The organism is Marinobacter alkalisoli (genome assembly GCF_045449855.1).
Classification (GTDB): Bacteria; Pseudomonadota; Gammaproteobacteria; order Pseudomonadales; family Oleiphilaceae; genus Marinobacter.
In genome coordinates this window covers 228,811-255,250 of sequence record NZ_JBJJLC010000005.1, presented here as the reverse complement: position 1 = coordinate 255,250, position 26,440 = coordinate 228,811, and the positions used below count along the sequence as shown (strand labels likewise).

Here is a 26,440-nt window from a genome sequence, read left to right as displayed (position 1 = left end):
GTTCTTCCCTTCCCGTAAAACGTCAGCGGCTTCGATCACTCTTTAAGGCCGGAGAACTTAATGGGCAGGGACACACCCAGAGAAAAGTCCGGGGCATCCTCGGTCAGACCAATACCAAGGCTGGTATTCACGATGGTGGTGTCACTGACGCGGGTCCCCAGTGAAAGACTGAGAAAGCCGGTCATCTGGTCCTGGGCAACCGCCTGGTCACCATTGGAAAAACTCAGGATGGTTTCATCGCTGTAACTGAGCTGGGCAGACACACTGAGGGAAATGTCGTAGGACAGGGAGTAGGCAAATCCCGCCGAACCTGACAGGCCGAAACCGGGTTCCACTTTCTCCAGCAATCGCGCCCCGCGAACCTGCTGCAGGCCGGATTCAGTCAGTTTATAGGTGGCGCTGAGGGAACCGAACACGACAACCGGGTCCAGCACCTTGGACAGACTCGCGCCGCCACCGATCGAATAATAGCCACTGCCAGTGGAGAGCTGCTCGTTAATATCAATTTCGTAGGGGCTGACACCCGTCTTCGAAGTGAGCGTACCGAACAGGGTGGTGGACATCTTGCCCGGGACATACGCAAACGGTTGCCAGCGGGCGGTAAAGGAAATATCCCCGAAATCGTAAACGCTGAGTTCGTCCTGGGTGTCGTACTTGACCACCAGCGGTACCCGGGTGCCAATCGTCAGGTTGTCCAGGAACCCATAGTCATAGGAGAAAGCGTTGGTGAAGTTGTGGGTGGCCGATGGCACGACATCGAGATTACGAACCGAACCGTTGGTAATGGCCAGGTCCAGCCGCTGATCAGCGGTGTAGCTGTAATCAAAGGAATAGTTCAGGGAATGGGAGCCTTTTTTCTGCAGCGAGTAGTTCTTCTCGGATGCCTGAAAAACCTCTTCCAGCTGACGGGTGGAATCCTCGTCACCCTCCTGTTTCGACAGTGCCTCCCTCGCCTGGTCGACACTGCCTTCCTGTGACATCGCCATCCCGGGCAACAGGCCGGCTATAGAACAAAGGATAAAACCTCGCACAAACCAACGATTCATCCTGACTCCCTTAAATTCTGGTTTTATTATTCCTGATCCCCGGACACTGAATCCGGGCCGTCAAGGAGCCGCTGATTGACTCCTGAATAGCCTCTGCACGATCTGAAGGCTGTAGATGCAAGGCGTGGCTCGCCGCCAATGGCCGTAGCCCTTGGCAAGAGTCGCAACGCCGCAGATGCAGCCTTCAGAGCGCGCCCTTCGGGGCTTTCAGAGCAATCCACACTCCGCGTTGCGCCTTTTTGCAAGGTCCAGACATTACTTCAAAGTCGCGCCTTGATTGTGAATCGCTCTGAAAGCCAGAGGCGATTCAGGAGTCAATCAGCGGCTCCTTAATTCCGGCGGTAATGAAGCTGCTTGCGCGTGTTCTCCACGCTGCCATCCGGATTGTTTTTCTGGCGTTCAAGCAGATTCTGAATGCGCCTGGCGGTTGATTCATGGAACTCGGGGACCTGCTGCAGCGCCAGCAGGGTCATGGTCTGGTCGTCTACGAAACGCAGATCCTCTTCCTTGAGCTCAAGGTAATCCAGCGGTTGGTCGCTGCCCGGAAACACGATGAACAGCACGTTGTCATCCCACTTCTCTTCAAACTGGGCCAGGGTGAAGGAAATGTTCCCCACCGCCGGGTCAGCGAGATAAACCCGACCGTCGCGGATGGTTCTGAGCACAACAAAATGTTTGAAGCCGGCGTGGTGAATCGGAACGATGGCGGGGTGATCCAGGTCAATCAGATCTTCAATGTTGGCCTTGAATCCGCCGGAGGGATATCCCAGGGCTGTCACCAGGCGTTTCATATCCAGCATGGAAAAGGCACGGCGCTGAACGATCCGTTCGCTCTCCCCGTAATGAAGCAGGCCTTCCATCACCTGGCGTTCGTTCAGCGTCCGCCCGAGGTAAAAGTTCAGCACCGTGGTGAGGGCCGCGCTGCCGCAACTGTAGTCATAAGCCTGGCGGACAATGTTACGGAATTTCTGCTCTACCAGCGGCTCTACCCGGACATCCGAACGCAACTTCACGGGCCCGCTGTCGACATCCTGTTCGATGACCACCGTGCCTCTGTCAAAGGGTTCCACCACGGTCGCTTCCTGCACCATGGTGAAAGTTAGAATGGATCCGGCGAGCACCAGCAGCATGTCAGAAGAAGTCCCTGGTTATTATTGGTTTCGGTCTGTCGCACGTATTATTGAGTTACATATTGTTACGGTAAGATACCGAAAAGCCCCGGGCCTTAAAGATAACTGTGCCTCAAATCTGTCGCTGCAGAAGAGGCCGTGGGGCAAGGTTTTGAGAACTGGTTCAAGGCATTGCCACCACAGGCACAGAAGTTGACTACCGGGGCGAAAGCCGGTATCACACCCTTTGAAGTTGCCAGTAACCCAACCTGAAGATCCTGATGACAACAACACTTAACCCGGGTCGCATGACATTTATCGCTGCCAAAAACCAGCGGCCCTTTTTACCTGCAGCACTCCTGCCCAGGGAGAAATTCGATGATCTGCTGCACGGGCCGGAACCCATCAGTCTGCTGCTGGTTCATGCGCCAGCCGGCTATGGCAAAACCACCTGTATCGCCGAACGACTTCAGGTGCTTGAGACCAGAACCGCCTGGTACCGGCTGGAGAGCAGTGACAACGATCCCGCCCGGTTTGCCGGCTATCTGGCCCAGGCGTTTGAGATCCAGTCACCGGGCGCCAGCTCCGGCACGCTGGAAACGCTGCAAACCAACGGCTACCCCGGACTGGAAGGTTTTCTGACCGATCTGCTGGCCGAGTTACCCCAGGACGACGAACCGCTGTACCTGGTCCTTGATGATTATCATCTGATTGAAAATCAGGCTATCCATGACAGCCTGCGCTTCCTGCTTCGCCATCTTCCCGCCCACGTCACCCTGGTGCTGATAAGCCGCACCCTGCCCCCCGTCGGCGTCGCTCAACTGCGCATGCAGGGACGGATGGGCGAAATCACTGCCCGTGACCTGGCGTTCAGCGCGGACGAGACCCAGCGATACTTTGAAAAACGTTTGCCCTTCGAGGTTTCACGGGAAAGTATTGAACGTGCAGTCAGGCGGGTGGAAGGCTGGATATCGGCACTGCAGCTACTGTCGGCCTCAGCGGTTACCAGCATCGAGTTCGGTGACTTCGTGGACCAGCTGGAACACGGCAACCAGCATATATTCGATTACTTTGATGAACTGGTTGGCCAGAGCCTGACCGAGCAGCAACGGACGTTCCTGCTGCGCACCAGCATCCTTGACCGCTTTAATGCCGCCATGGTCATGCGGGTGATGAATGACAACGATGGCCAGGCCCTGCTCAGCAGTCTTTTGGCCCTCGGGCTGTTTATCACGCCCGTTGACAATTCCGCTCTCTGGTTCCGCTACCACCCACTGTTTTCGGTCTATTTACGCCACCTGCTGAGTTGCACCACCCGGGAGAACCAGCAGGAACTCCATCAACGCGCAGCCGATGCGTGGCTGGATCTGGATCACGCGGAGGAAGCCGCAAAGCACGCCATTGCAGCGAAGGATTCGGACCGCATTACCCGTGTACTGACCGCCCATGGCCGCAAGTTCTTCACTGAGGGTCAATTCAGCCTCCTTCAGCGCTGCCTGGACACCCTGCCCCAGGATGTCATTGCACAGGACCCGACCCTGACGCTGCTGCGCGCCTGGGTTGCCCAGGGACAATACAGGTTTGATGAAGTCGAAAACTGGCTGTCTGCGGCGGAAACCCGCCTGCAGGCGTCGATGAACGAAGACACCCAGCGGGCGATCGAAGGCGAGTTCAGCGCCATTCGCGCCCAGGTTGCGATGAACTACGGGGACCATGAGCGGGCCCTGGCACTGGCAAAGGAAGCAATCAACCAGGAAGCCCGGTTTCTGCCGACCTCCCGGGTTGCGGCAGCGTCCGTGATCGGCGAGGCGCTGTTCGTTCAGGGCCAGCTTGAGGAAGCCCTGGAACGGATGCAGGATACCGAGCACCTCGCCCGCACCCACCATGCACACCAGAACGTACTCTGGGCTCTGTGTCAGCAGTCCGAGATCAGCGTTGCCATGGGATTATTGCAGAAGGCCTATAACATTCAGGAGCGGGCATTCCAGTACGCCGAGGAAAACCACCTCAATCATCTGCCCATCCTTGAATTCCTGTTCCGGATTCGTAGCCAGATCATGTGGGAATGGCATCATCTTGAGAGCGCCGAGCGTTGCGCCCTCCAGGGTATCGAGATTCTCGAAGCCCAGGGCGAGCGCTGGTATGTGCAAAGCCATACCTCGCTGGCAAAGGTCGCGCATGCCCGCGGCCGGCAAACCCTGTGCGCCGATTACATCGCCCGTATCCAGAAAATGCTGGCCGCCGGCGACTACCATCTGGACTGGGTCGCCAACGCCCATGCCACAATGCTGACCTACTGGGATGCGGTGCGCGATCATGACTCGATCCAACGGTGGCTGACCATAGCCCCGCCCTGCGATCCGACCGCTGCGACCAACCACTTCCACCAGTGCAACGGCCGCAACCGGGCAAGGGCCCTGATGAGCCTCGGGCAGTTCGAACAGGCCCTGCCGTTGCTGAACGCACTTACCGAAGTGGCGGAAAGGATCGGCCTGAAAACCGATCTCAACCGCAATCACATTGCCCTGGCCTATCTGTACTGGCAAATGGAAAGCCGGGACCAGGCCCTGACCCACATGAGAATGGCGTTAACACTGGCCAGTACCACCGGTGCCGTGGGCAGTTTTCTGCGCATGGGGAAGGTGCTGATCGTTATATTGAAGGCGCTGATCAATGAAGGCACCATTGATGGCATGGAGTTGCAGCGTGCCGAGCGGCTGATTCAACTGGCCCAGCAGCAGCGGGATTTCAGCCGCGCGATCCGCATTTCACTGGACGAAGCCATTATCCAGGACATTATCGATCGGCCGGATGTGCCGGAGCTGATCCGGACGTCTCCCCTCACCCGCCGGGAATGGCAGATCCTGAGCCTGATTCATGCCGGCCTGTCCAATGACCAGATTGCGGAGCACCTGAAGGTGGCCTCCACCACGGTGAAAACCCACATTCGCAGTCTGTACCAGAAACAGAACATCAGCCATCGCGCCGAAGCCATTGAACTGGCCAAGGACCTTCTCAGCAAGATTCAGGGGGAGTGAACACAGGTCAACGGTCCACGCGCCCTGAACAAGGCCGTCGGGCCGTTAATCCTCAGCACATTGTACGCAGACCGTCGTGTAGGGAAGCACCTGAAGGCGGCGCGGGTCGATGGCTTCACCACAGCGCTCACACTCATCGCCCAGGCCTTCAGCTATGCGGGCGAGGGCATGTTCAATCTGACGGAGCTCGGAACGGGTTTCCGTTTCCAGAGAGTCCACCACCTCGTCGTTCTGGGTCTGCACTGCCTGCTCTTCGAAATCCTTTTCCAGGGCGCCATCCTCACGGTGTTGGTGGGCCTCGAAACGGGAAAGGCGGGTCTTGAGATCCGCCCGAAGGGTTTCAAGTTCTGATTGTCGGTTAGTCATGGCAAACCTCCGCGGCTATCGGCCAATCCTATCATTGAGCCATAGACCTAAATGATAAGCTGAACCTTCCAGGAATGATTGTCAAAATTGCAGTTCAGGTAAAGTCCGGGCCTCGCTGAGCCGCCAGAGATATGGCACTATCTCGCCCATCACTTCGGCGGAGCAAATCGGATGCTATACACAACCACAGCGGCAATAGCTGTCGCCCTCATTCTGTTCACCTGGCTCGGCGTTCGGGCAAGACTGGCGGATGGGGGCCTGGATGACTTTGTCACCGCCAGAAACTCTCAGGGCGCGCGGGCCCTGGGCTTCAGTTTCCTGGCGTCTGGCATGGGCGGGTGGATACTGTTCGCGCCACCGGAAGTCGGTGCCCTGGTCGGCCCCCTGGCGCTGGCCGGCTACGCACTGGGGGCCGCCCTGCCGTTTATCGTATTCGCCTTCTGCGGGCCAGCCATTCGTCGCTTCCTGCCCCAGGGCCGGAGCATTGGCGAGTTCGCGCAGGCCTGCTACGGCAACAGTGTTCGCCGTTATGTATCGCTGATTTCCGTGCTGTATATGCTGTGTTTCCTCACCGCGGAACTTACCGCCATTGGCGCCATCACCTCCATGCTTTCAACGATAAACGGCAATATCGCGGTGGTGGGTGTTGCCGCTGCAACACTGATCTACACGGCTTGGGGCGGTTTGCGGGCAAGTCTTGTGACTGACCAGTGGCAGGCGTTCCTGCTGATTGCCCTGCTGGTGATTGTCGGTGTGGTGGCCACTGACCGGCTGCCGGAAGTAAGCATGGAGCACGCCGCTTCGGTGCCGGTGCCCAGCGCGCTGGGCGTGGCACTGACCCTGGTCATCGCAGTGACTGCCGCCAACCTGTTTCATCAGGGTTACTGGCAGCGCCTTTGGTCCGCCCGCGATACCTCTTCCCTCCAGCGCGGTGCCTTCTTTGGCGGCATCATTACCATTGCCGTGGTGGCCGCGGTCGGATCGCTGGGAATCGCGGCGGCAATGAGCGGCACTGACCTGGGTTCACCCCCCATTCCATTCTTTGCCATGCTCTCAGGTGCACCGGCCTGGCTGACCATCCCGGCCCTGGTACTGGCGCTGACCCTGGTCGCTTCCTCGGTGGATACCCTGCAGAATGCCCTGGCCTCGCTGGCCGTTACCGAGAAGAAAGGCTTGTCACTGACATCCGCCCGCTGGATTACGGTGTTGCTGATGATTCCCGTGGTGCTGGTGGCGCTACAGGGCATCTCCGTGCTCCGGCTGTTCCTGATCGCCGACCTGCTGTGCGCAACCGCCGTGATTCCGGTCCTCATGGGACTGTGGAAGAAAATGTCGACAACCGCAGCCGTCGGTGGAGGGCTGGCGGGCCTGATCGGTGCCATCCTGCCCGGCTGGATTGGCGGTGGAACCCTGGTTGCAGGCCTTGAGGCAGCCAGTTTCCCCGGAGCCATTCCCACCCTGCCCCCCTTCCTTGGGGCGCTGTTGTGCTCGGCGGTCGTCAGTGTGGTACTGGCGACCCTTGCCGGCCGGAAAAAGGCAACCTAAGCTTCCATGACTGGCCGGAGAGTTTCAGCTGTCCGGCCAGGCCCACCAATTCTGATTATCTGCCTGAAATGGAGACCGATCCTGCCTCCGCCCTCCTACTCCCCCCTCCTCCCCCCATCTACGCCACCAAAAAGTCAGACAGGAGGATGAACGCTTGCCAGCCCCACCGCACTATGGACGGATACGGAGTAAATAATAATTTTCACCATCAGGGTGTAAGCGAGGAAATATGATCAGGAACCCGGACTGGTGGCGCGGCGCCGTCATCTATCAAGTGTATCCACGCAGCTTCTACGACTCGAACGGTGATGGTATCGGCGATCTTCCCGGAGTCACCGCCAAGCTGGACTATATCGCCAGCCTGAATGTGGATGGGATCTGGCTGTCACCGTTCTTCACGTCGCCCATGAAAGACTTCGGCTACGACGTGGCCGATTACCGTAACGTCGACCCGATCTTCGGCACCCTGGAGGATTTCGACACCCTGATTGCCGAGGCCCACAAGCGCGGCCTCAAGATCATGATCGATCAGGTGCTCAGCCATTCCTCCGACCAGCATCCGTGGTTTGTGGAAAGCCGCGCCAGTCGCGATAACCCAAAAGCGGACTGGTATGTGTGGGCTGATCCCAAGCAGGACGGCACAGTACCCAACAACTGGTTATCCGTTTTTGGAGGCCCGGCCTGGTCATGGGACAGTCGCCGCAAGCAGTACTATCTGCATAACTTCCTGACCAGTCAGCCTGACCTGAACTTCCACAACCCGGAAGTGCAGGATCAGGTGCTTTCTGATGTGAAGTTCTGGCTGGACCGCGGAGTGGACGGATTCCGGCTCGATGCCATTAACTTCTGTTTCCATGACCGCATGCTAAGGGACAATCCGCCCAGCGAGTCTGTCGCGGAAGGATCCATCGGCGTACGCAAGGAAAACCCCTATGCATACCAGTTCCACAAGTATGACAAGACCCAGCCGGAAAACCTGAATTTTCTCAAGCGTCTGCGCGCATTGCTGGATGATTATCCCGGCACCACCACTGTGGGAGAAATTGGCGACGATCATTCACTACAGACCATGGCGGACTACACCAGTGGTGGCGACAAGCTCCACATGGCCTACTCGTTCGACCTGCTGACCGAACAGCACGGTGCGGATTTCTTCCGCAAAACCGTCAACACCATTGAAGACAAGCTCACCGATGGCTGGCCCTGCTGGGCGATCGGAAATCACGATGTGACCCGGGTCGCCACCCGCTGGGGGGCGACATCGGATCAGCAGCTCAAGGCCTACATGGTCATGCTGTTGACCCAACGTGGCAGCGTTTGCGTTTATCAGGGCGAAGAACTGGGTTTGCCGGAAGCCGAACTGGCGTATGAGGATCTGGTTGATCCCTATGGCATCAACTTCTGGCCCGAATACAAGGGCCGGGACGGCTGCCGCACCCCGATGGTATGGCATCACGAGCAGCCCCACGGTGGATTCTCCGATGCACCTCCCTGGCTACCGGTTTATGATAAACATTACAGCGATGCTGTCTCACTCCAGAATGATGATGAAAGCTCGGTTCTGGGCGCCTACCGTTCGTTCCTCGGCTGGAGACAAGGCCAACCGGCACTGCTTAAGGGGGACATCGAGTTCCTTGAGTCACCAAAGGATACCCTGCTGTACGCCCGCCGGTACCAGGGGGAGACCCTGTATATTGCACTGAACCTCAGCAACAATCCGGTGGCAATCAACCTCCCGCAAGGAAGTGCCCAACTGGCAGGAACTCCAGACTTTGTCGGTGGCCAGTGGCAAGACCGGGAGCTCAATCTCGGGGCCTGGGGCATCGACATAGCCCGCGGCTGATTCAATATCACACTGATCAAACAAGAAGAGTCTAGTTATGGCCAGCGTAACCTTACGCAACATCTGCAAGAGTTATGACGAGGTCCAGGTTACACGTAACGTGAACCTGGATATTGAAGACGGTGAGTTCGTGGTTTTTGTCGGCCCTTCCGGCTGTGGCAAATCCACTTTGCTGCGCATGATCGCCGGGCTGGAGGACATTACGTCCGGCGACATGTACATCGGCAACGACCGGGTGAACAACCTGCCACCCAAGGAGCGGGAAGTAGGCATGGTGTTCCAGTCCTACGCGCTCTACCCTCACATGGACGTGGCGGAGAACATGGCATTTGGTCTGAAGCTCGCCAAGACCAACAAAGCTGAAATCAACCGCCGGGTCGAGGATGCGGCAAACCTGCTGCAGCTGGACAAACTGCTTGAACGCAGGCCCAAGGACCTGTCCGGCGGCCAACGCCAACGGGTTGCCATTGGCCGCACCATTGTTCGCGAGCCGGCGGTATTCCTGTTTGATGAGCCGTTATCCAACCTTGATGCATCACTGCGCGTACAGATGCGTATCGAGATTTCCCGGCTGCACAAACGTCTTGACGCCACCATGGTCTACGTAACGCACGACCAGGTGGAAGCCATGACCATGGCCGACAAAATCGTGGCTCTGGACAACGGTGCCATTGCCCAGGTCGGCAAACCCATGGAGCTTTACCACTACCCCGCGACACGCTTTGTTGCCGGCTTTATCGGTTCGCCGAAGATGAACTTCATTGACTGCACGGTTGCATCCGCAAGCAGCCAGTCCGCGACCGTCGTATTGCCCGGCAACCATCGCCTGGAGGTGCCGGTCAATGGCTCGGAGCTCTCCGAGGGGGAAACGGTTACCCTGGGTATACGCCCGGAGCATCTGAGCGAAAACCAGGAAGCTGACATGTACCTGGAAGGTGAAGTTCATGTGGTAGAGCGCCTTGGGTACCAGACTCTGGTGCATCTGGTAATCGATAACGTTGAAGGCGTTCTTACCATGCGGACCGACGGCAGTAACCCGGTACAGGAAGGCACACCAGTGACCCTGGGCATGAATGCCAACAAGTGCCATCTGTTCCGTCAGGACGGCAGTGCCTGCCCTCGCCTGTTCCAGGAACCCTGCATAGATTTCTGAACGTTACTGACACCAATCCGGGGGCTGCAACAGCCCCCTTTTTTTTGGCCGTAAAAAAACCCGGTCAGTAGGGGGGGATTTAGCCTGACCGGGTCGCGAAAGTTAACGCTGGAAGACGCAGAGATCGCGGAAAGGCCGTGCGGGATCTTCCGTCACGGCCCGGGAGAGAGACTTCAGCGAAGCCAGGAGAACAGCAACGGCATCATCCCTTGACGCCACCGGCGGTCAGACCGCCCACAATCCATTTTTGGCAGTAAAGGAAGATCAGTGTGATGGGCAGCCCCGAGAGGACTGCTGCGGCGGCAAAGTCGCCCCACAGGTAGTTCTGCTCATACAGGTACTGCTGCGCGCCCACCGCCAGGGTCAGTTTGTCAGTGTCTACCAGCAGCACAGAGGCCATTGGGTATTCCATGATGGTCATGATGAAGGCAAGGATGAACACCACCACCAGGATCGGTACGGACAACGGCAGCAGAATGTAACGGAACGCCTGCCAGGTGGTGGCGCCGTCCACGATGGCCGCCTCCTCCAGGGAGCGGTCGATGGAATCGAAGTAGCCTTTGATCGTCCATATATGCAGCGCCATGCCCCCCAGGGAAGCAACGATCACGGCTCCATGGGTATTGAGCCCCAGCCAGCTGACGTGATTGCCTATCTTGTCAAACAGGGCATACAGCGCCACCAGGGACAGCACCGGCGGAAACATCTGGAAGATCAGCATGGACTTGAGCACAAAGCCCTTACCCGCGAAGCGCATGCGGGCGAAGGCATAAGCGCTGGTAGTGGAAAGCGCCAAGATCAGTACCGCGGAAACCACCGCGATCTTGATGGAGTTCCACAGCCACAGCAGTACCGGGAACGGCGGCTGAGTCACTGTGCCGTCTTCCCCGGTATAGGGAATGCCAAGCGCCAGGTACCAGTGCTCCAGCGAAGGATTCTCCGGCAGCAGGCTGCCGGAAGCGAAGTTACCGCTGCGGAAGGAGATGGAAATCACCATCAGCAGTGGAAAGAGAATGATCACGATGAACCCCAGCATCCCGAGATGGGACGCCAGAACGCGATACTTCGTGGAGCGGGGTTGAACCATCGCCATGGGTAGCTCCTTATACTTTGACTTTGGACAGTTTCAGGTTGATCAGCGACAGGGCGCCAACCACCAGGAAGATGGCTGTGGCGATAGCAGCCGCCAGGCCAAAGTTCTGTCCGGAATCCTGGAACGCAATGCGGTAGGTGTAACTCACCAGCAAGTCAGTGGTGCCTGCAGGTGTGCTGGCGCCGATAATATCGGGCGCACCACCGGTCAACAGGGCGATCAGGACGAAGTTGTTGAAATTGAACGCGAAGCTTGCGATCAACAGCGGCATCAGCGGCTTGATGATCAGCGGCAGGGTGACATTGAACAGATTGTTCACCGGCCCTGCCCCATCCATGGCGGATGCCTCGTAAAGATCCCGTGGAATCGCCTGCAGCAGGCCCATGGTAAGCAACATCATGTAGGGGTAGCCCAACCAGGTATTGACGATCAGGATCATGGTGCGGGCCAGAGCCGGGTCGCTGAACCAGTCTGGTCGCATGCCGAACAGCCCCTCCAGGACCAGGTTGATCTCACCGAAGTTCTGGTTGAACAGGCCCTTGAACACCAGGATTGAGATGAACGCCGGCACCGCATAGGGCAGGATCAGCATGGTGCGGTAGAAACCCTTGCCGCGGATCTGGTCCCACTGCAGCAGGTTTGCCAGCAGCAACCCAAGCGCCAGGGTAAACACCACCGTGGCCACCGCAAAGGACAGCGTCCACACGAAGATCTCGAAAAACGGCCCGCGAATCGTCGGGTCGGAAACCACCTTCAGGTAGTTGTCCCAGCCAATATTCACCGTCCATCCCGGCGACAGGGCTTCACCATCGGCACTTCGGTAAAAGCCGGTGTCGTGATCCGGAAAATAGGTCACGTCCGTCTGATTGTTGGTAATGCTGCCATTGTCGTGCAGGGTGAACTGGTCACTGATCGCTGCAAATGAACGCAGGCTGGCCATGCTCAGCGCACGACCGTCTTCGGTCAGCAGATCCAGTTGCGACAGCTCCGATCTGAGCTGAATGATATCCCGTATCGCCAGTGGGTCTCCCGCCGGCTTCGTTGAGGCGGGCAGAACCGGCACGTCCGTTTCCGAGCCGTCCAGTTCCAGAGGTGCCGTGACCAGGTTCTGGTGCTCACCCTCCAGGTAAATCACGTAACCGGCATCGGTTTCGTACAAGCCGTAATCATAGCGAATGTCACCGGACTGATAGGTCCGGTCCAGCAGGTTATCCTGTACCTGCTCGAAGCTCAGGAGATTACTGGCACTGTAATTGGTAAAACCAATGCCTACGGTATATATCAGCGGGAAAATAACAAACAGCCCCATGCCGGCCACAGCGGGAAAGATGTAGCGATGGGCGTATAGTTTCTTGTTTACGAAGACAAATACCGCGGATGCCGTCAGTACCAGGAACAACATCGCAAACACAAATTCCTGCTGGGCATAGAGCGCCAGTATCAGGTAGAGCGCCATTCCCACCAACGCGGCCAGAGCGCCCCACTTAAGAGTCATTCGCATCATTGGAAGTCTGCTTTCGTGTCCGTAGGAGGACAGGGATTCCGTTATCATTGTAGTCAGCCTGTTTAAATCCGTCGCCACGATCGGCGAGGGCAGATGTTCAACAACAGGTCAGCACAACCCGAAACACCGACAGCCTGGTGGCTGACGGCGCTTCCGGCTGAGGCATTACCGTGTAATGCGCTGTGCTGCGGAGTTCAGGGCATCCTCAACGGACTGTCTTCCAGAAGTGATGTTCTGCAAGGCCGGCGCCATGGATGACCAGAACGCGCCCATGGCGGGCACACTCGGCATGGGCTCACCCAGTTCGGCGTTTTCGAAGGTTGCCGCGATGTTGGGGTCAGCCGACAGCTCGTCCATGAATTCCTTGTTGGCAACGGCCCCCAGGGGCACGTCGTCATTCACCATCTTCAGCCCCTTGACCGACAGCGCGTAGCTCTCCAGGAACTCAACCGCCAGTTCCTTGTTCGGGCTTGCAGAATTCAGCGTTGCCGCCATGACCCCCACCATCGGCTTGCTTGGCTGGCCGTCAACGGTCGGCAGAGTGGTCACACCAAAATTGATACCGCTTTTTTCCAGGTTGCCCCAGGCCCAGGGGCCGTTGATCATCATGGCAACCTCGCCCTTGTTGAAGCCGGACTCCATGGCACTGTAGTCCGCACCACGGGGCATGACTTCTTCTTCAATCAGGGTGGCCAGCATGTTGGCGCCTTTCAGAGCGCCTTCGTTGTTAACACCGGTATCTTTTACGTCGTAGGTGCCATCGTCGTTTTGGGCGAAGATGTAACCACCAGCCGCGGCAATCATCGGCCAGGTAAAGTAGGTGTTGTTGTAATCCCACAGAATGGCGCGCTTGCCATCTTTCGCGAGTTTCTCGTTAAGGGCGGGGATATCCTCGAACGCCGTCGGCGGCTCGGGCACCAGATCCTTGTTATAGATCAGACCGATAGACTCCACAGCCATGGGGTAACCATACATCTTGCCGTCGACAGTCACCGCATCCCAGGTGAAATCGAAATTGGCATCGATGACCCGCTGTGACGGCTTGACCTCAGAGATAATGCCACTCTGGGCCCATTCGCCAAAGCGGTCGTGTGCCCAGATGAAGATGTCCGGGCCATTACCGGTGGCGGCGGACTGCTGGAACTTGTCGGTGGCGCTGTCCGGGTGAGCCACTTCAACGGGAATACCGGTTTCTTCGGTAAACCAGTCGCCTACTTCCTGCAGGCCGTCGTAGCCCTTGTCGCCATTGATCCAGATCAGGAGCTTACCTTCCTCGATCTCAGCGTGGGCGGGTGCGGACAAACCAAAGGTTGCTGCAACAATGGAAGCGGCGAGCGTGCTGCGGATAAAGGTTCGACGATTCATCAGGTGATTCCTCTGCTTGTTCTAGCCTTATTCTTGTTGTCCGCCCTGGCACGAGGTTGGCCGGGCGGGCTTAACGCAAATCTTTTTATTGCGAGTAACCGAACTGTGTTGCAATTTGCCGTTGCTGGCATCAGCCCTGTTTTCATTCCCTGAGGCGTAGAACGGGGGAGTAGTGAGGAGGAGAAAATTCCGTCTACCCCCCTCCCCTCAACTCTGGTTTGATTGCGGTACCACAACAATAAACAGAACCGGAGCTCATTGCATGAACCGCCACCCGAAAAAACTCAGGTTAACCGCCAGCCTTGTGACGTGTCTCTCTCTTGCCGGCTGCGCCGGCGGCCAGCCAGAGACCGCCGCCCCACCCTCCGGCAACCCGTCTGCTGCAAACGGCGACGGCCTGTGTATCGCCACCCAGTCGGCAATGACCGTTTCCGTGGGTGACACGTTTGCCGACGGTGAATGGGTGCGGGATTTCTACAGCGGCGAGAAGGCCCGGGTGGAAAACGGCGCAGTCACTCTGACACCGGCCCCGGAAGCCGAAGGCCTGTTATTGCTTGAGGCGGCAGATGCCCCCCAACAGAGCTTCAACTGGGCCGGTGCCACGGTGTATTTTACCGTGACCGACCGTTTCGCCAACGGCCGGACCGATAATGACCAGAATTACGGCCGCCAGCCCGACGGCAAGGACGAAATCGGCACCTTCCATGGCGGGGATTTTGCCGGCCTGACCGAAAAGCTGGATTACCTCGAAGCGCTGGGCGTCAACGCGGTCTGGATCACCCCGCCCTTCGAGCAGATTCACGGCTGGGTGGGTGGCGGCGACCGTGGGGATTTCCAGCACTACGGTTACCACGGCTATTACGCCCTGGACTTTACCCGACCTGACGCCAACTTCGGTACCCGCGAGGAATTCCGCACCCTGGTGGAAGAAGCCCATGCCCGCGGCATTCGGGTGGTCGTGGACGTGGTCATGAACCACCCGGGCTACGCCACACTCCAGGATATGCAAACCTTCAACTTTGGCGGGCTACGTGATGGATTCGAGAAACACCTGCCGGACCCGTGGGGCCACTGGCAACCGGAGTCCTGGGAGGATTTCCATGCCTACCACGCCCTGATCGACTACGATCACCCGAACTGGAGCAGCTGGTGGGGCAAGGACTGGGTTCGCGCCGGCATCGGCGACTATGATACCCCGCCGAAGGCCTCCATTGACCCGGTCCGTGGCTCCCTGGCTTTCCTGCCGGACTTCAAGACCGGATCCGCCAAAGCGGTTGACCTGCCAGTGTTCCTCCAGAACAAGGAGAACACCCGCGCCACACAGCTTGATGACGCTACCGTGCGGGATTACCTGATCACCTGGCTCACAGACTGGGTGCGGGAATTCGGTGTTGACGGTTTCCGGGTGGATACCGCCAAACACGTGGAGCCGGAAGCTTGGCAGGAACTGAAGGCCGAAGCCCAGAAGGCACTGGATACCTATCGCAGCAAGAACCCCGGGCAACCGCTGCCAGCGAAGAACTTCTGGATGGTGGCGGAGGTCTTCCCCCACACCGTCACCCGCAGCAGCTACTTTGATGCCGGCTTCGATGCGGTGATCAACTTCGACCTGCAGGAAGAAGCCCTTGCCGGTGCCGCCTGCCTGCCGGAGATGGAGACCATCTACAGCGATTACGCAGACAAGATGAACAGCGACAAGCCATTCAACGTAATGAGCTACATCTCCTCCCACGACACCCAATTGTTCAGCCGCATTGCCGATAACGATCCTGCCATGCAGAAGCGCGCAGCCAGCGCCTTGTTGTTCACGCCGGGTACCAGCCAGATATTCTACGGGGATGAGACCGGGCGCCGATTCGGGCCTACCGGTTCAGACGGCCACCAGGGCACCCGTTCGGATATGAACTGGGCCGACATCGAAAACGGCAAAGCCGCACCAGTCTTGTCCCATTGGAAAAAGTTGGGGCAGTTCCGGGATCGCCATCCAGCCATTGGCGCAGGCGAGCACAAGCGACTTGGCACCGAACCCTACGTTTTCTCAAGAACCCATGGCAACGACCGCGTGGTCATCGCCTTCGGCAAGGAGTAACCGTGCAAAACACCCCAACAGAAGGATTCACACCGGAAACACCCCTGATTCTGGGGATGATGCGGCTCCACGATCATCCCGAGCTCACGCATCCGGCCAGGCTCGCAGACTGGATAGCCGCCCGGCTGGATGAGGGTCTGAATGTGTTCGACCACGCCGACATCTACGGCGCGGGCGACTGTGAACGACTGTTCGGGGATGCGCTGCGGGCACACCCGGCACTGGCTAAACGGGTTCGTGTTATCACCAAGGCAGGTATCGTACCGGCTGGCAAGGACCGTTCGCCGTGGCAGGTAAAGCACTACCGTGCCGAAGCCGATTACCTGGAGAACGCCATCAACAAGGCCCTTGCGTCACTGGCCGTGGAGCAGATTGATACCTTCCTGATCCACCGACCTGACCCATTGCTGCAAGCGGAAGATGTGGCCCGGGTTCTGGAAAACGCGGTATCGTCGGGGAAAGTGCGCCAGATCGGTGTGTCCAACTTCCTGCCGGAACAGTGGCGATGGCTGGCCCAAAATACCGGCCTGCCACTGGTGTGCAACCAAAGCCAGTTGTCCCTCACCCACACCGGCCCGCTGTTTGATGGCACGCTGGAAGCTCACCTTACGGACGGACTGCGCTGGCTGGCGTGGTCGCCGTTGGGCGGTGGCAGCCTGGCTGACCGCATTCCCGCAGAGGTGCTGAATCAGGCCCGCGAGGAAACCGGCCTGGATGATACCGGCCTGGCTGTTGCCTGGCTGCACCAGATTCCCGGAACACCGGTTCCGGTACTGGGCTCCATGAACCCCGAGCGGATCCATTCGGCTCTTCGTGGCGCCCAGGGCCAGTTGCCCCGTCCACTCTGGTATCGGCTTCTGGAATCCGTTCGCAATACGCCTGTCGCCTGATACACGCTGACTTCGTAACCGCCATCAGGATCTGACAAATTGTTACACAACCTTCCACCTTAGTACGATTGTTGCCATTGCAGACACCCGCGAAACTGGTCCTGATCCACAACAACAATATCAGGGTCCGCATTCCCGGCCCGGCGCGACCAAGGAGGCCTGTGCCAATGCTCTGCAAGAAGCTGCTTCTCTCTTTCTTACTAACCCTGCTCGTGGCCGCTCCCGTTACAGCGGAAGCCCTGAAAATCGGGCTCAACTACCCTCAAACCGGCCGCTACAAGGATCAGGGCCTGCAGCAACGCCTGGGCGCATTTCTGGCGGTTGATGAAATCAATAAGGCTGGCGGCATTATGGGGCGTGAAGTGGAACTGGTGATTCGGAACACGTCTGGCGAACCTGAAAAGGGTGCCAAAAACACCGCCGAACTGATCGACCGCGAAGGTGTGCAAATGCTGTTTGGTGGCGTCTCCAGTGCGGTTGCGATCGCCTCCGGCCGCGCAGCAAGGGACCGTAACCGTATCTACTTCGGCACCCTGACCTACTCCAATGCCACCACCGGCGCCGCCGGCCACAGCCACATGTTCCGCGAGCCTTACAATGCCTGGATGACGGCAAAGGTTTTGAGCCAGTATCTCAACACCCAGCATTCTGGCGACGAATACTTTTACATTACGGCAGACTACACCTGGGGCTGGTCGGTGGAAGAATCGGTCCGCAAATTCACCAACACCAACGACACTGAGGCTCATCAGGGTGTAAAAACCCCCTTCCCTCGCGCCCTGATCACGGATTTCCGCCAGGCGTTGGAGCAGGCAGAGCAAAGTGACGCGAAAGTGCTGATGATGGTCCTGTTCGGCGACGACATGGTGCGTGCATTGAACGTGGCTTATGAAATGGGTTTGACGAAGAAGATGCAGGTTGTGGTACCCAACCTTACCCTGGGCATGGCCCGCCAGGTGGGCCCCACCATTATGGAGGGCGTCGTGGGCGGATCGCCCTGGGTATGGAGCGTTCCCCACCAGTACAACTATGCTCGCGGCAAAGAGTTCGTGGAAGCCTTCTCGAGCCGCTATGAGATGCGCCCCTCCACCGCCGCGGCATCCGCCTACAGCATTGTCTACCAGTACAAGGATGCCGTTGAACGGGCGGGCACCACGGACACACGCCAGCTTATCCGAGCCCTGGAGGACCATCGTTACACCTTCCTGAAGGATGAGCAGTACTGGCGGGCGTTCGACCACCAGAATATCCAGACGGTCTATGTGGTCCGGATAAAACCCCGAAACCAGATCATGGAAGACGAGTACTCAGCCGACTATTTCGAGATCATCGATTCCATGCCCGGCGATCAGGCCGCCCAAACCCGCGAGGAGTGGGAATCCCGCCGTAAGGAGGCAGACCAGCCACTCACTCTTTAGTGGGCAGTCGGCATCACAGGATGTAGTCAGTGGTCAGGAATCCTGAGTACCGGCTCTTGACGATGTCGTTGATCAGACCCTTGTTGCTATCATTCGCCTTGGTGGCAACGGTGGTGCGGATGGAGAATACCCTCAAGGCATCGGAAACCGACAGTGTGCCTTCGGCGGAATCCTTGCGGCCATTGAACGGGAGCGTATCCGGGCCGCGCTGGCACTGGGCATTCAGGTTGATCCGGCCAACCTGATTGGCCAGTGTGTCCACCAGGTGGGCCACCCGCTCCGGGTCTGACCCGAAAATGCTCAGTTGCTGGCCGAAATCCGACTGCCGGACGTGATCGATCACTTCATTGATATCCGAGTAGCTGACCACCGGCACGACCGGGCCGAACTGCTCCTCACGGAACACCCGCATGGAGGCGTTCACCGGGAAAAGCACGGCGGGATGGAAGTAAGTGCCACACACCTCGCCGCCATTCCGGTTACAGATCCTGGCACCACCGGCGACCGCGTCATCCACCAGAGCACCCAGATACTGAGTCTTGCCCGGCTCCGGCAACGGCGTCAGCTTCACATCCGGTTCCCAGGGTACGCCATACACCAGGTCGTTCACCGCCTCCGCCAGCTTTTCAACAAAGACCTCTGCCACGCTGTCGTGAACAAACAGCAGCTTCAACGCAGTGCAGCGCTGGCCATTGAAAGACAGCGCACCGGTAACGCATTCACTGACCGCTTCGTCCAGGTCCGCATCGGCCATCACAATACCCGGATTATTGGCATCCAGGCCCAGTACAGCTTTCAGGCGATGGGGCCTGGGATGCATCTGTTTGAGTGCGGACGCCCCCTTGTGGGTGCCGATAAATGCGAACATGTCGACATTACCGCTTTCCATGAGTGGCCCGACCGTGTCACGGCCACGACCGAAAATTATGTTGATCACACCAGGCGGGAAACACGACTGAAAGGCCTGCATCAGCGGCCCCATCAACAGAACGCCGTATTTCGCCGGCTTGAACACGACCGTGTTGCCCATGATCAGCGCCGGGATCAAGGTGGTAAAGGTTTCGTTCAGGGGGTAATTGAACGGCCCCATGCAAAGCGCGACGCCCACGGGCAGGCGGCGTATCTGAGCAACCACACCACCAACCAGTTCAAACCTGTTGGAGCGCCGGTCCAGGTCTTTCAGCTCGTGGACAGTGTGTGCGATGTAATCGCAGGTACGGTCAAATTCTTTGCATGAATCGTTATAGCTCTTGCCAATTTCCCACATCAGGAGCTCGACCACTTCATCTCGCTGTTCTCGCATAGCGGCCAGGAACGACTCCACATGGCCTATCCTTTCCTCGACAGAGAGCCTTGGCCATTCACCACTGCCCTGGCCGTAGGCCTCCACCGCGGCATCCAATGCACAGAGTGCATGATCTCTGTCCATCAATGGTGTCTGACCAATCACCAGTGCCTCAGGGGCATCGTCTTCCCCCCGCAGGCACACCGGACTGACCACATCGGCGTATTCGCCCTGCCAGGGCCTCATCTGGCCGGCAATCAGGTAATGATCGAGCTTCAGCCCGTTTCCCGGCCGGAATTTGTCCGGAACATCCCCGATAACCGGGAAGAAATCACGCATGCGTGTTGCCATATCCAAAAGCAATTCCTCCGATTAACCCAGTGTGTCGCACGCGCTTTCTGTCTCTGCGACCCTGTTTGCCAGCGCGGCGCCAATATCCGAAAACTCATCTGCCTGCAGGGACGCCTCGCCGATCAGCCCCCCGTCAACCTCGGGAGACCGGAACAGGTCGGCTGCGTTGCCAGCCTTCACACTCCCGCCATAGACAATGCGCAGAGACTCTCCGGCACCCGCCTCGCAGTTCTCCAGAAACTGACGAATGGCCCAATGGGTTTCAGCGACCTGCTCCGGGGTTGCCGTCCTGCCGGTGCCAATGGCCCAGACCGGCTCATAGGCGATGATGCAGCCCGTCAGGCCCGCCATCCCGATGTCGTCAATCACGGCCCGTAACTGTCGTTCAATCACCGCCATTGTCTGCCCCTGCTCCCGCTCTTCCAGGGTTTCACCCACGCACAGGATCGGGGTCATATTGGCAGAACGTACCTGCCTGAATCGCGCAGCCACATCGTTGTCGGATTCGTGATAGAGGGCCCGCCGTTCCGAATGCCCGACCAGGACGTAACGACAGCCCATTTCCTGAAGCATGGTTGCACTCACCTCGCCGGTATGGGCGCCGGACGGCGCGCGGCTGGCATTCTGTGCACCAAGGGATATGCCGGTGTACCCCAGCAGATCCCGCACCTGGAACAGGTAAGGGAAAGGTGGGCAGATGGCCACCTCGACGGTTTTCCGGAATGGCCGGAGTTTTGCCAGCATTCGTACGAGTAGCGCCTGATTTGAATGCAGACTGCCATTCATTTTCCAGTTCGCAACCAGAATGGGTTTTCTCATGATTTGTCTCCTGTGATTCCTCGTGGCGTCGTTTCAGGTATCCAAGGCACAGCGAATCGCACCAACACCGGGATAAAAGGCATGGGCACCGAGGTCCTGCTCAATTCGCAACAACCGGTTGTACTTGGCTACCCGGTCAGAACGGCAGAGCGAGCCAGTCTTGATCTGGCCGGCCCTGGTCGCGACGGCAAGATCTGCGATGAAGGTATCCTCGGTCTCACCGCTGCGGTGGGATATAACCGCCGTATAGCCGGCATCCTGCGCCATTCCGATGGCTTCAAAGGTTTCCGAGAGGGTGCCGATCTGGTTGAACTTGATCAGCACGGAATTGGCGATTTCGCGCCGTATGCCCTCGGAAATCAGGGAGGTATTGGTGACAAACAGGTCGTCCCCCACCAGCTGTACCCGTTCACCCAGTTTTTCGGTCAGCAGCTTCCAGCCATCCCAGTCGTCCTCATCCATACCATCCTCGATCGAAGCGATGGGATATTGCATGGCCAGCGACAGCAGGTACTCGGCAAAACCTGCGGAGTCAAAACTCTCTCCGGCACCTGACAGTTCATACCGGCCATCGCGATAGAACTCGGACGCTGCGCAGTCCAGTGCCAGTACGATATCCGTGCCCGGGCGGTAGCCCGCCTTGACCACGGCTTCCAGAATGAGGTCCAGCGCCTCTTCACTGGAACGCAGGTTGGGCGCGAACCCGCCTTCGTCGCCGATGCTTGTGGAGAGGCCTTTCTTTCGCAGCAGGGCCTTCAGCGCGTGGAAGGTTTCCACACCCATTCGAAGCGCTTCGCTGTAGCTGGGCGCCCCAACGGGCTGGATCATGAACTCCTGCAGATCCACTGTATTGTCGGCGTGGGCACCGCCGTTGATGATGTTCATCATGGGTACCGGCAATACGCAGGGGCCGGAGCACCCATAGAGCTCTGCCAGATAACGATACAGTGGTTGCTGACGGAAATTGGCGGCAGCGTTGGCAACGGCCAGTGACACCGCGAGAATGCTATTGGCGCCAAAGCCGGATTTGTTATCGGTGCCGTCCAGCTGCCGCATCAAGCGGTCGATGACCAACTGGTCAAACACCACCCGGTTTTCAATGGCCGGGGCAATATGATGGTTTACCGCTTCCACCGCACCCAATACTCCCTTGCCGTTGTATCGGTCCGGGTCGCCATCCCGCTTCTCCAGTGCTTCCCTGGAACCGGTGGAGGCTCCCGAGGGCGCGCGACCCTGTCCGACCACCCCGTTTCCCAAGTCGACATCCACCTCCACTGTGGGAAAACCGCGGGAATCCAGAATTTCCCGGGCGAACACGGATTGAATACGTTCCATAATCATTAACCTGTCTGGTCGTGTTGTTTTTGTTTACGCACCGACTGCGTGCATAATCGAACAGTAAATACGATTGTAATATTCGTTTGCGAACATTAACAAGCAAAAAAGAACAAAACCCAATATGATTTTGTTATATGGAAAAGCCGGATACGGGTGCCGGTTAGCGTGAACTACACACGAAACCGCCCGATCAGTGCCTCGATGTCGCCCATTGACCGTTTAAGCTGATCGCTGGTGGTCACCAATTGCTCTATCTGCGACAGATTGTCGGAGGAAGAACCGCTGATCTCGGTGACATTGCGCGAAACCGAACGGCTCACGTCTTCCTGTTCGTCCATGCCTGAACGAACATGCTCCGCGCTGTCGCGGATCTGATCGACCGCCTCCCGTATGGTTTCGACGCCTTTGGAGGCGTCGGTGATCAGGGACTTCACCGACTCCAGGCGCTGGAAGCTGTCTTCCATGGAGCTCACGGCCTCCGCCGCTTCGCCCTGAAGACCAGTGACAAGCCCCCGAATGGTGTCCGTGCTGTTGGTGGTTTTCTGGGCCAGCTGTCGCACTTCATCGGCCACTACCGCGAAGCCACGGCCGAACTCGCCCGCCCGGGCTGACTCTATGGCGGCATTGAGCGCCAGAAGGTTGGTCTGATTGGCGATTTCGTCAATGGATTCGGTGATCCGGCCGATGTCGTGGGAGGCACTCTCAAGCTGTTTGAGCTTGCCGGAGGTCTGCTGGATCTGTTCTTCCAGTTCGTTGACGCAATCCATGTTGGCCCGCGCGGTGGCCTTGCTCTCATCCACGCGGCTGTTAACAGACTCCACCAGTTGGTGGGTATCCCGTACCGCTTCTGCCACATGGTGGCAGGAGGCTTCCATTTCCGTCATGGCGGTCGCAATCGAGTCAAGATCCTCCGCCTGCCCGCGAATTCGCTGGCTGAGATCGTGAGAGAAATCTGCGTTGGACGAAGCCACGCCGGTAATTTCACCACCGGCTTTCTGCAGGCTGCCTAACACTTCGCGCATCGCGGCGGCAAGCTGGTTGGCCGAGTCTCTCAGCTCGATGAACTCGCCGTTGGCGCGAAACGTCAGCTCACGGCTGTAGTCGCCACCGGCCATGGCCGAGAGATGGTTTACCGTTGCCCGCAACGGAATACTGATCAGGCCTCCCAGCCATACGGATATCACCACAGCGATGAACAGGATCGACGGCACCAGGTAATACACCAATTGTTCGGAGAAGCGTGCGGTGGAATCCAGGTTGTCCACAGCCTGAACGGCCGCCTCTCCTGCAGCGGTGACCATGTCGTCAATATGACGGTTGAGGCTTTCAAGACCGCCTTCAATGTCCGCGACCGCCCGGTTTACCGCCAGCAGATTGCTGCGGTAATCGTAATACTGGCTGACAATACCGGTCTCACTGCTGACCGACTCGAAGAACTCCTGCGCAATCGGCGCAAGATCCTCCAGCGATGCAATCTCTTCAATAATGGCTTCGATGTCCTGCTCTACAGTCACGGTGTTAAAACGAAGATTTTCCACCACCGCTTTCAACTGCTCAGCATCTTCCGTGCTGACCAACTGCATAATCAGTAATTCGATATTCGACAGGTTTCCCATCAGGGTCATCAGCAGATCCTTCAGGTAGATATCGGACCCTGCGGGTGCTGACGCCTCACGAAGCAGCAACTGCTTCATTTCGGATGCCCTGGCGAGAAAGTCAGACAGATCCCGATTTACCGACTCCGACACCCTGATGACCTCGGCCTGATGATCCCGAAGCATAGCCGCCTGTTGCCGGAGGGTGCCAAGGGCCTGACGGTACTGTTGTGCAGGCGCTTCAAATTCCGTTAACAGACGAATCTCGCCAGCATCGGATGCCAGTCGTCCGACCTGCTCTTCAAGACCGGCCATTCTCTCGTTCAGCCTTCCATAGCGGGTTTCCAGTTCCTGATTGTCTCTCACTCTGGCAAGAGAGATTACAGCCATACCACTGCTGCCAGTGTTTGCCTCGACGGCCTGGACCGAACGCTGGAACGGGAAAATCCTTTCCTTTACCTCTGATGTGCCATCGGAAATGGACGCCATCATGCTGCCATTAAAAAGACCCCAGCCCGCGATGATCAGACAAAGCAGGCCGAAACCCAGGTAAAGACGATGGATGACTGAAATGTTTTTCATGCCCTATAGGCTCCCTACTGCAGGCCCCAATGTTCAGGGCTTTCCACGGACAGCGCAGGTACAGAACGCGGGCAAAAAGGGCCGGCAGGGTCAACCCGCAACGCACGGGAAACACCTGAGATGCTAATAAGGGGGGGATTAAAGCAACCGGCCAAGACCCACCGACCTGACGGTGTTAGGTCTGCTGCTGCCCCTGGAGACTCGGGACAGCAGCAGGGCACTACAGGTAAATCACTGCTGATAAGTTGCGTCGGAAATTAACTCTCGCGAGCTTCTTCCCAGGTTTTCAGCAGCTCTTCGTAGCGGACGGTCTTGCCTTGCGGCTTTTCGTTGTCCAGCTTCTGCTTGGGTGCGCCCGGCTGATCCAGCCAGTACTGCGGGTCACGCGGCTCGTTCAGCTTGGGACCACAGTTAGGCATGACGTTGGCCCGCTCGAGGCGTTCCATGACGCGATCCTGGGCTTGCGCCAGACCATCCAGTGCTTTCTGTGGTGTTGCTTCACCACTTGCAGCCTGGGCGATGTACTGCCACCAGAGCTGTGCCAGCTTTGGATAGTCCGGTACGTTGGTGCCGGTCGGCGACCACTGTACACGGGCCGGGCTGCGATAGAACTCGACAAGGCCGCCAAGCTTGGGGGCCATTTCGGTCATGGCATCCGATTCGATGTCAGACTCGCGGATGGGTGTCAGGCCAGCGATGGTTTTCTCCAGGGATACGGTCTTGGAAACCGTAAACTGCGCGTACAACCAGGCCGCCAGGCGACGCTCTTTGGGCGTGGACTTCATGAAGGTCCAGGAGCCTACATCCTGATAACCCAGCTTCATGCCCTCTTCCCAGTAGGGTCCACGTGGTGAGGGAGCCATACGCCACTTCGGCGTGCCGTCTTCGTTGACCACCGGCAGGCCATCCTCGATCATGCTGGCGGTAAAGGCCGTGTACCAGAAGATCTGTTGCGCGACGTTGCCCTGCGCGGGCACGGGACCAGCTTCCGAAAAGGTCATACCCGGCGCTGCAGGCGGAGCGTACTTTTCCAGCCAGTCAACGTATTTCGTGGTTGCGTAAACGGCAGCGGGCCCGTTGGTGGCACCACCTCGGCTAACGCTGGCACCCACAGGATGACACTCGTTTACACGGATACCCCACTCGTCGACCGGCAAACCATTCGGCAAGCCCTTGTCGCCGGCGCCCGCCATGGAGAACCAGGCATCCGTAAAGCGCCAACCCAGTGAGGGATCTTTCTTGCCGTAATCCATGTGACCATAGACACGCTCGCCGTCGATTTCCTTGACATGCACCGAGAAGAACTCCGCGATGTCTTCATAGGCAGACCAGTTAACCGGCACGCCCAGTTCATAGCCATAAATGTCCATGAACTGCTTTCTCAGGTCTTCACGCTCGAACCAATCCGCGCGGAACCAATACAGGTTGGCGAATTGCTGGTCCGGCAGCTGGTAAAGCTTACCATCCGGGCCGGTGGTGAAATCGAGGCCGATAAAATCTTCAAGATCAAGCGTCGGCAGGGTCAGATCCTTGCCTTCACCATTCATGATGTCCTCAACCGGCATGACTTTACCGTAGCGGAAATGGGTACCGATCAGGTCCGAGTCGTTGACCCAGCCGTCGTAGATGTTTCGACCGGACTGCATTTGGGTCTGCAGCTTCTCGATAACATCGCCTTCCTGAATCAGGGTGTGGGTGAGCTCGATGCCGGTGATCTCGGTGAAAGCTTCAGCCAACACCCTGGATTCATATTCGTGAGTAGCGATGGTTTCGGAAACAACGTTGATTTCCATACCACGGAAAGGCTCGGCGGCCTTGATGAACCACTCCAGCTCTTTCATCTGCTCTTCTTTGCTCAGAGTCGAATTCTTGAATGCCTCGTCAATCCACTTCTGGGCAGCATCAGAATACTGATCTGCACTGGCCTGAAAACTGAGCCCCAAACTTGCGGCACCAATAGCGGCACCCAGGAGCAGGGTTTTCGGATATTTATTGTTGTTGAACATATCCA

Annotated in this window: 18 protein-coding genes; 7 read left to right on the top strand and 11 right to left on the bottom strand. The window is 58.0% G+C overall.

The annotated features are described in order from the left end of the window. Positions 1–35 precede the first annotated feature (35 nt). Positions 36–1,046: a transporter gene (locus tag ACJO5Y_RS03250; protein ID WP_406984987.1), complete on the bottom strand. Its 1,011-nt coding sequence runs from the start codon at positions 1,044–1,046 to the stop codon at positions 36–38. 329 nt (positions 1,047–1,375) lie between these two features. Beyond that, positions 1,376–2,176 carry a C39 family peptidase gene (locus tag ACJO5Y_RS03245; RefSeq protein ID WP_406984986.1) on the bottom strand — a complete coding sequence of 267 codons (801 nt, stop codon included), beginning with the start codon at positions 2,174–2,176 and terminating at the stop codon, positions 1,376–1,378. A gap of 260 nt (positions 2,177–2,436) precedes the next feature. On the opposite strand from ACJO5Y_RS03245, the gene malT reads away from it, so the two are divergent. Continuing rightward, positions 2,437–5,193, top strand: coding sequence for an HTH-type transcriptional regulator MalT (gene malT / locus ACJO5Y_RS03240; RefSeq protein ID WP_406984985.1), 2,757 nt, complete (start codon positions 2,437–2,439; stop codon positions 5,191–5,193). Between the two features lie 45 nt (positions 5,194–5,238). Here the strand turns inward: malT and ACJO5Y_RS03235 are convergent, their stop codons facing one another. Then, positions 5,239–5,559 carry a TraR/DksA family transcriptional regulator gene (locus tag ACJO5Y_RS03235; RefSeq protein ID WP_406984984.1) on the bottom strand — a complete coding sequence of 107 codons (321 nt, stop codon included), beginning with the start codon at positions 5,557–5,559 and terminating at the stop codon, positions 5,239–5,241. Positions 5,560–5,730: 171 nt separating this feature from the next. Between ACJO5Y_RS03235 and ACJO5Y_RS03230 the strand changes: the two genes are divergently transcribed. The 3 genes from ACJO5Y_RS03230 to malK all read left to right on the top strand — a co-directional run bounded on the left by ACJO5Y_RS03230 (position 5,731) and on the right by malK (position 10,100). Further along, the gene (locus tag ACJO5Y_RS03230; RefSeq protein WP_406984983.1) at positions 5,731–7,104 is read left to right on the top strand and encodes an SLC5/6 family protein; all 1,374 of its coding nucleotides are present in this window, start codon (positions 5,731–5,733) and stop codon (positions 7,102–7,104) included. Between the two features lie 229 nt (positions 7,105–7,333). Further along, on the top strand, positions 7,334–8,947 hold the full coding sequence (locus ACJO5Y_RS03225; protein WP_406984982.1) for an alpha-glucosidase family protein: 1,614 nt from the start codon (positions 7,334–7,336) through the stop codon (positions 8,945–8,947). A 37-nt stretch (positions 8,948–8,984) separates the two neighbouring features. After that, the gene (malK, locus tag ACJO5Y_RS03220; protein ID WP_406984981.1) at positions 8,985–10,100 is read left to right on the top strand and encodes a maltose/maltodextrin ABC transporter ATP-binding protein MalK; all 1,116 of its coding nucleotides are present in this window, start codon (positions 8,985–8,987) and stop codon (positions 10,098–10,100) included. A 202-nt stretch (positions 10,101–10,302) separates the two neighbouring features. Here malK and malG read toward each other — a convergent pair whose 3' ends face one another. The 3 genes from malG to malE all read right to left on the bottom strand — a co-directional run bounded on the left by malG (position 10,303) and on the right by malE (position 14,062). Continuing rightward, a complete protein-coding gene (malG, locus tag ACJO5Y_RS03215; protein WP_012137814.1) occupies positions 10,303–11,193 on the bottom strand; it encodes a maltose ABC transporter permease MalG in 891 nt (296 codons plus the stop codon). Positions 11,194–11,203: 10 nt separating this feature from the next. Beyond that, positions 11,204–12,697, bottom strand: a complete 1,494-nt coding sequence (malF, locus tag ACJO5Y_RS03210) for a maltose ABC transporter permease MalF (RefSeq protein WP_406984980.1) — start codon at positions 12,695–12,697, stop codon at positions 11,204–11,206. Between the two features lie 165 nt (positions 12,698–12,862). Continuing rightward, entirely contained in the window at positions 12,863–14,062 is a 1,200-nt protein-coding gene (gene malE / locus ACJO5Y_RS03205) for a maltose/maltodextrin ABC transporter substrate-binding protein MalE (RefSeq protein WP_406984979.1), read from the bottom strand. A 262-nt stretch (positions 14,063–14,324) separates the two neighbouring features. On the opposite strand from malE, the gene ACJO5Y_RS03200 reads away from it, so the two are divergent. From ACJO5Y_RS03200 to ACJO5Y_RS03190, 3 genes are all read left to right on the top strand, one after another. Beyond that, a complete protein-coding gene (locus tag ACJO5Y_RS03200) occupies positions 14,325–16,151 on the top strand; it encodes an alpha-amylase (RefSeq protein ID WP_406984978.1) in 1,827 nt (608 codons plus the stop codon). Positions 16,152–16,153: 2 nt separating this feature from the next. Then, on the top strand, positions 16,154–17,041 hold the full coding sequence (locus ACJO5Y_RS03195) for an aldo/keto reductase (RefSeq protein ID WP_406984977.1): 888 nt from the start codon (positions 16,154–16,156) through the stop codon (positions 17,039–17,041). Between the two features lie 167 nt (positions 17,042–17,208). Further along, positions 17,209–18,459, top strand: a complete 1,251-nt coding sequence (locus tag ACJO5Y_RS03190) for an ABC transporter substrate-binding protein (RefSeq protein WP_406984976.1) — start codon at positions 17,209–17,211, stop codon at positions 18,457–18,459. Positions 18,460–18,472: 13 nt separating this feature from the next. Here ACJO5Y_RS03190 and ACJO5Y_RS03185 read toward each other — a convergent pair whose 3' ends face one another. The 5 genes from ACJO5Y_RS03185 to ACJO5Y_RS03165 form a co-directional block, all read right to left on the bottom strand. Next, complete coding sequence (locus ACJO5Y_RS03185) at positions 18,473–20,101, bottom strand: NADP-dependent glyceraldehyde-3-phosphate dehydrogenase (RefSeq protein WP_406984975.1); 1,629 nt, start codon at positions 20,099–20,101, stop codon at positions 18,473–18,475. A 15-nt stretch (positions 20,102–20,116) separates the two neighbouring features. After that, on the bottom strand, positions 20,117–20,914 hold the full coding sequence (tpiA, locus tag ACJO5Y_RS03180; RefSeq protein WP_406984974.1) for a triose-phosphate isomerase: 798 nt from the start codon (positions 20,912–20,914) through the stop codon (positions 20,117–20,119). Positions 20,915–20,947: 33 nt separating this feature from the next. Continuing rightward, the gene (gene eno, locus ACJO5Y_RS03175) at positions 20,948–22,249 is read right to left on the bottom strand and encodes a phosphopyruvate hydratase (protein ID WP_406984973.1); all 1,302 of its coding nucleotides are present in this window, start codon (positions 22,247–22,249) and stop codon (positions 20,948–20,950) included. Positions 22,250–22,422: 173 nt separating this feature from the next. Beyond that, positions 22,423–24,429, bottom strand: a complete 2,007-nt coding sequence (locus ACJO5Y_RS03170; protein ID WP_406984972.1) for a HAMP domain-containing methyl-accepting chemotaxis protein — start codon at positions 24,427–24,429, stop codon at positions 22,423–22,425. Positions 24,430–24,686: 257 nt separating this feature from the next. Continuing rightward, a complete protein-coding gene (locus ACJO5Y_RS03165) occupies positions 24,687–26,435 on the bottom strand; it encodes an ABC transporter substrate-binding protein (protein ID WP_406984971.1) in 1,749 nt (582 codons plus the stop codon). Positions 26,436–26,440 lie beyond the last annotated feature (5 nt).

Excerpts from the sequence above, each read along its gene's own strand:
- malT (WP_406984985.1), top strand. The coding sequence starts at position 2,437 with ATGACAACAACACTTAACCCGGGTCGCATGACATTTATCGCTGCCAAA.
- ACJO5Y_RS03235 (WP_406984984.1), bottom strand. The coding sequence starts at position 5,559 with ATGACTAACCGACAATCAGAACTTGAAACCCTTCGGGCGGATCTCAAG.
- ACJO5Y_RS03190 (WP_406984976.1), top strand. The coding sequence starts at position 17,209 with ATGCTCTGCAAGAAGCTGCTTCTCTCTTTCTTACTAACCCTGCTCGTG.
- malF (WP_406984980.1), bottom strand. The coding sequence starts at position 12,697 with ATGATGCGAATGACTCTTAAGTGGGGCGCTCTGGCCGCGTTGGTGGGA.
- malE (WP_406984979.1), bottom strand. The coding sequence starts at position 14,062 with ATGAATCGTCGAACCTTTATCCGCAGCACGCTCGCCGCTTCCATTGTT.
- ACJO5Y_RS03245 (WP_406984986.1), bottom strand. The coding sequence starts at position 2,176 with ATGCTGCTGGTGCTCGCCGGATCCATTCTAACTTTCACCATGGTGCAG.
- ACJO5Y_RS03250 (WP_406984987.1), bottom strand. The coding sequence starts at position 1,046 with ATGAATCGTTGGTTTGTGCGAGGTTTTATCCTTTGTTCTATAGCCGGC.
- ACJO5Y_RS03165 (WP_406984971.1), bottom strand. The coding sequence starts at position 26,435 with ATGTTCAACAACAATAAATATCCGAAAACCCTGCTCCTGGGTGCCGCT.
- tpiA (WP_406984974.1), bottom strand. The coding sequence starts at position 20,914 with ATGAGAAAACCCATTCTGGTTGCGAACTGGAAAATGAATGGCAGTCTG.
- malG (WP_012137814.1), bottom strand. The coding sequence starts at position 11,193 with ATGGCGATGGTTCAACCCCGCTCCACGAAGTATCGCGTTCTGGCGTCC.
- eno (WP_406984973.1), bottom strand. The coding sequence starts at position 22,249 with ATGGAACGTATTCAATCCGTGTTCGCCCGGGAAATTCTGGATTCCCGC.
- ACJO5Y_RS03170 (WP_406984972.1), bottom strand. The coding sequence starts at position 24,429 with ATGAAAAACATTTCAGTCATCCATCGTCTTTACCTGGGTTTCGGCCTG.
- ACJO5Y_RS03200 (WP_406984978.1), top strand. The coding sequence starts at position 14,325 with ATGAACCGCCACCCGAAAAAACTCAGGTTAACCGCCAGCCTTGTGACG.
- ACJO5Y_RS03230 (WP_406984983.1), top strand. The coding sequence starts at position 5,731 with ATGCTATACACAACCACAGCGGCAATAGCTGTCGCCCTCATTCTGTTC.
- ACJO5Y_RS03225 (WP_406984982.1), top strand. The coding sequence starts at position 7,334 with ATGATCAGGAACCCGGACTGGTGGCGCGGCGCCGTCATCTATCAAGTG.
- malK (WP_406984981.1), top strand. The coding sequence starts at position 8,985 with ATGGCCAGCGTAACCTTACGCAACATCTGCAAGAGTTATGACGAGGTC.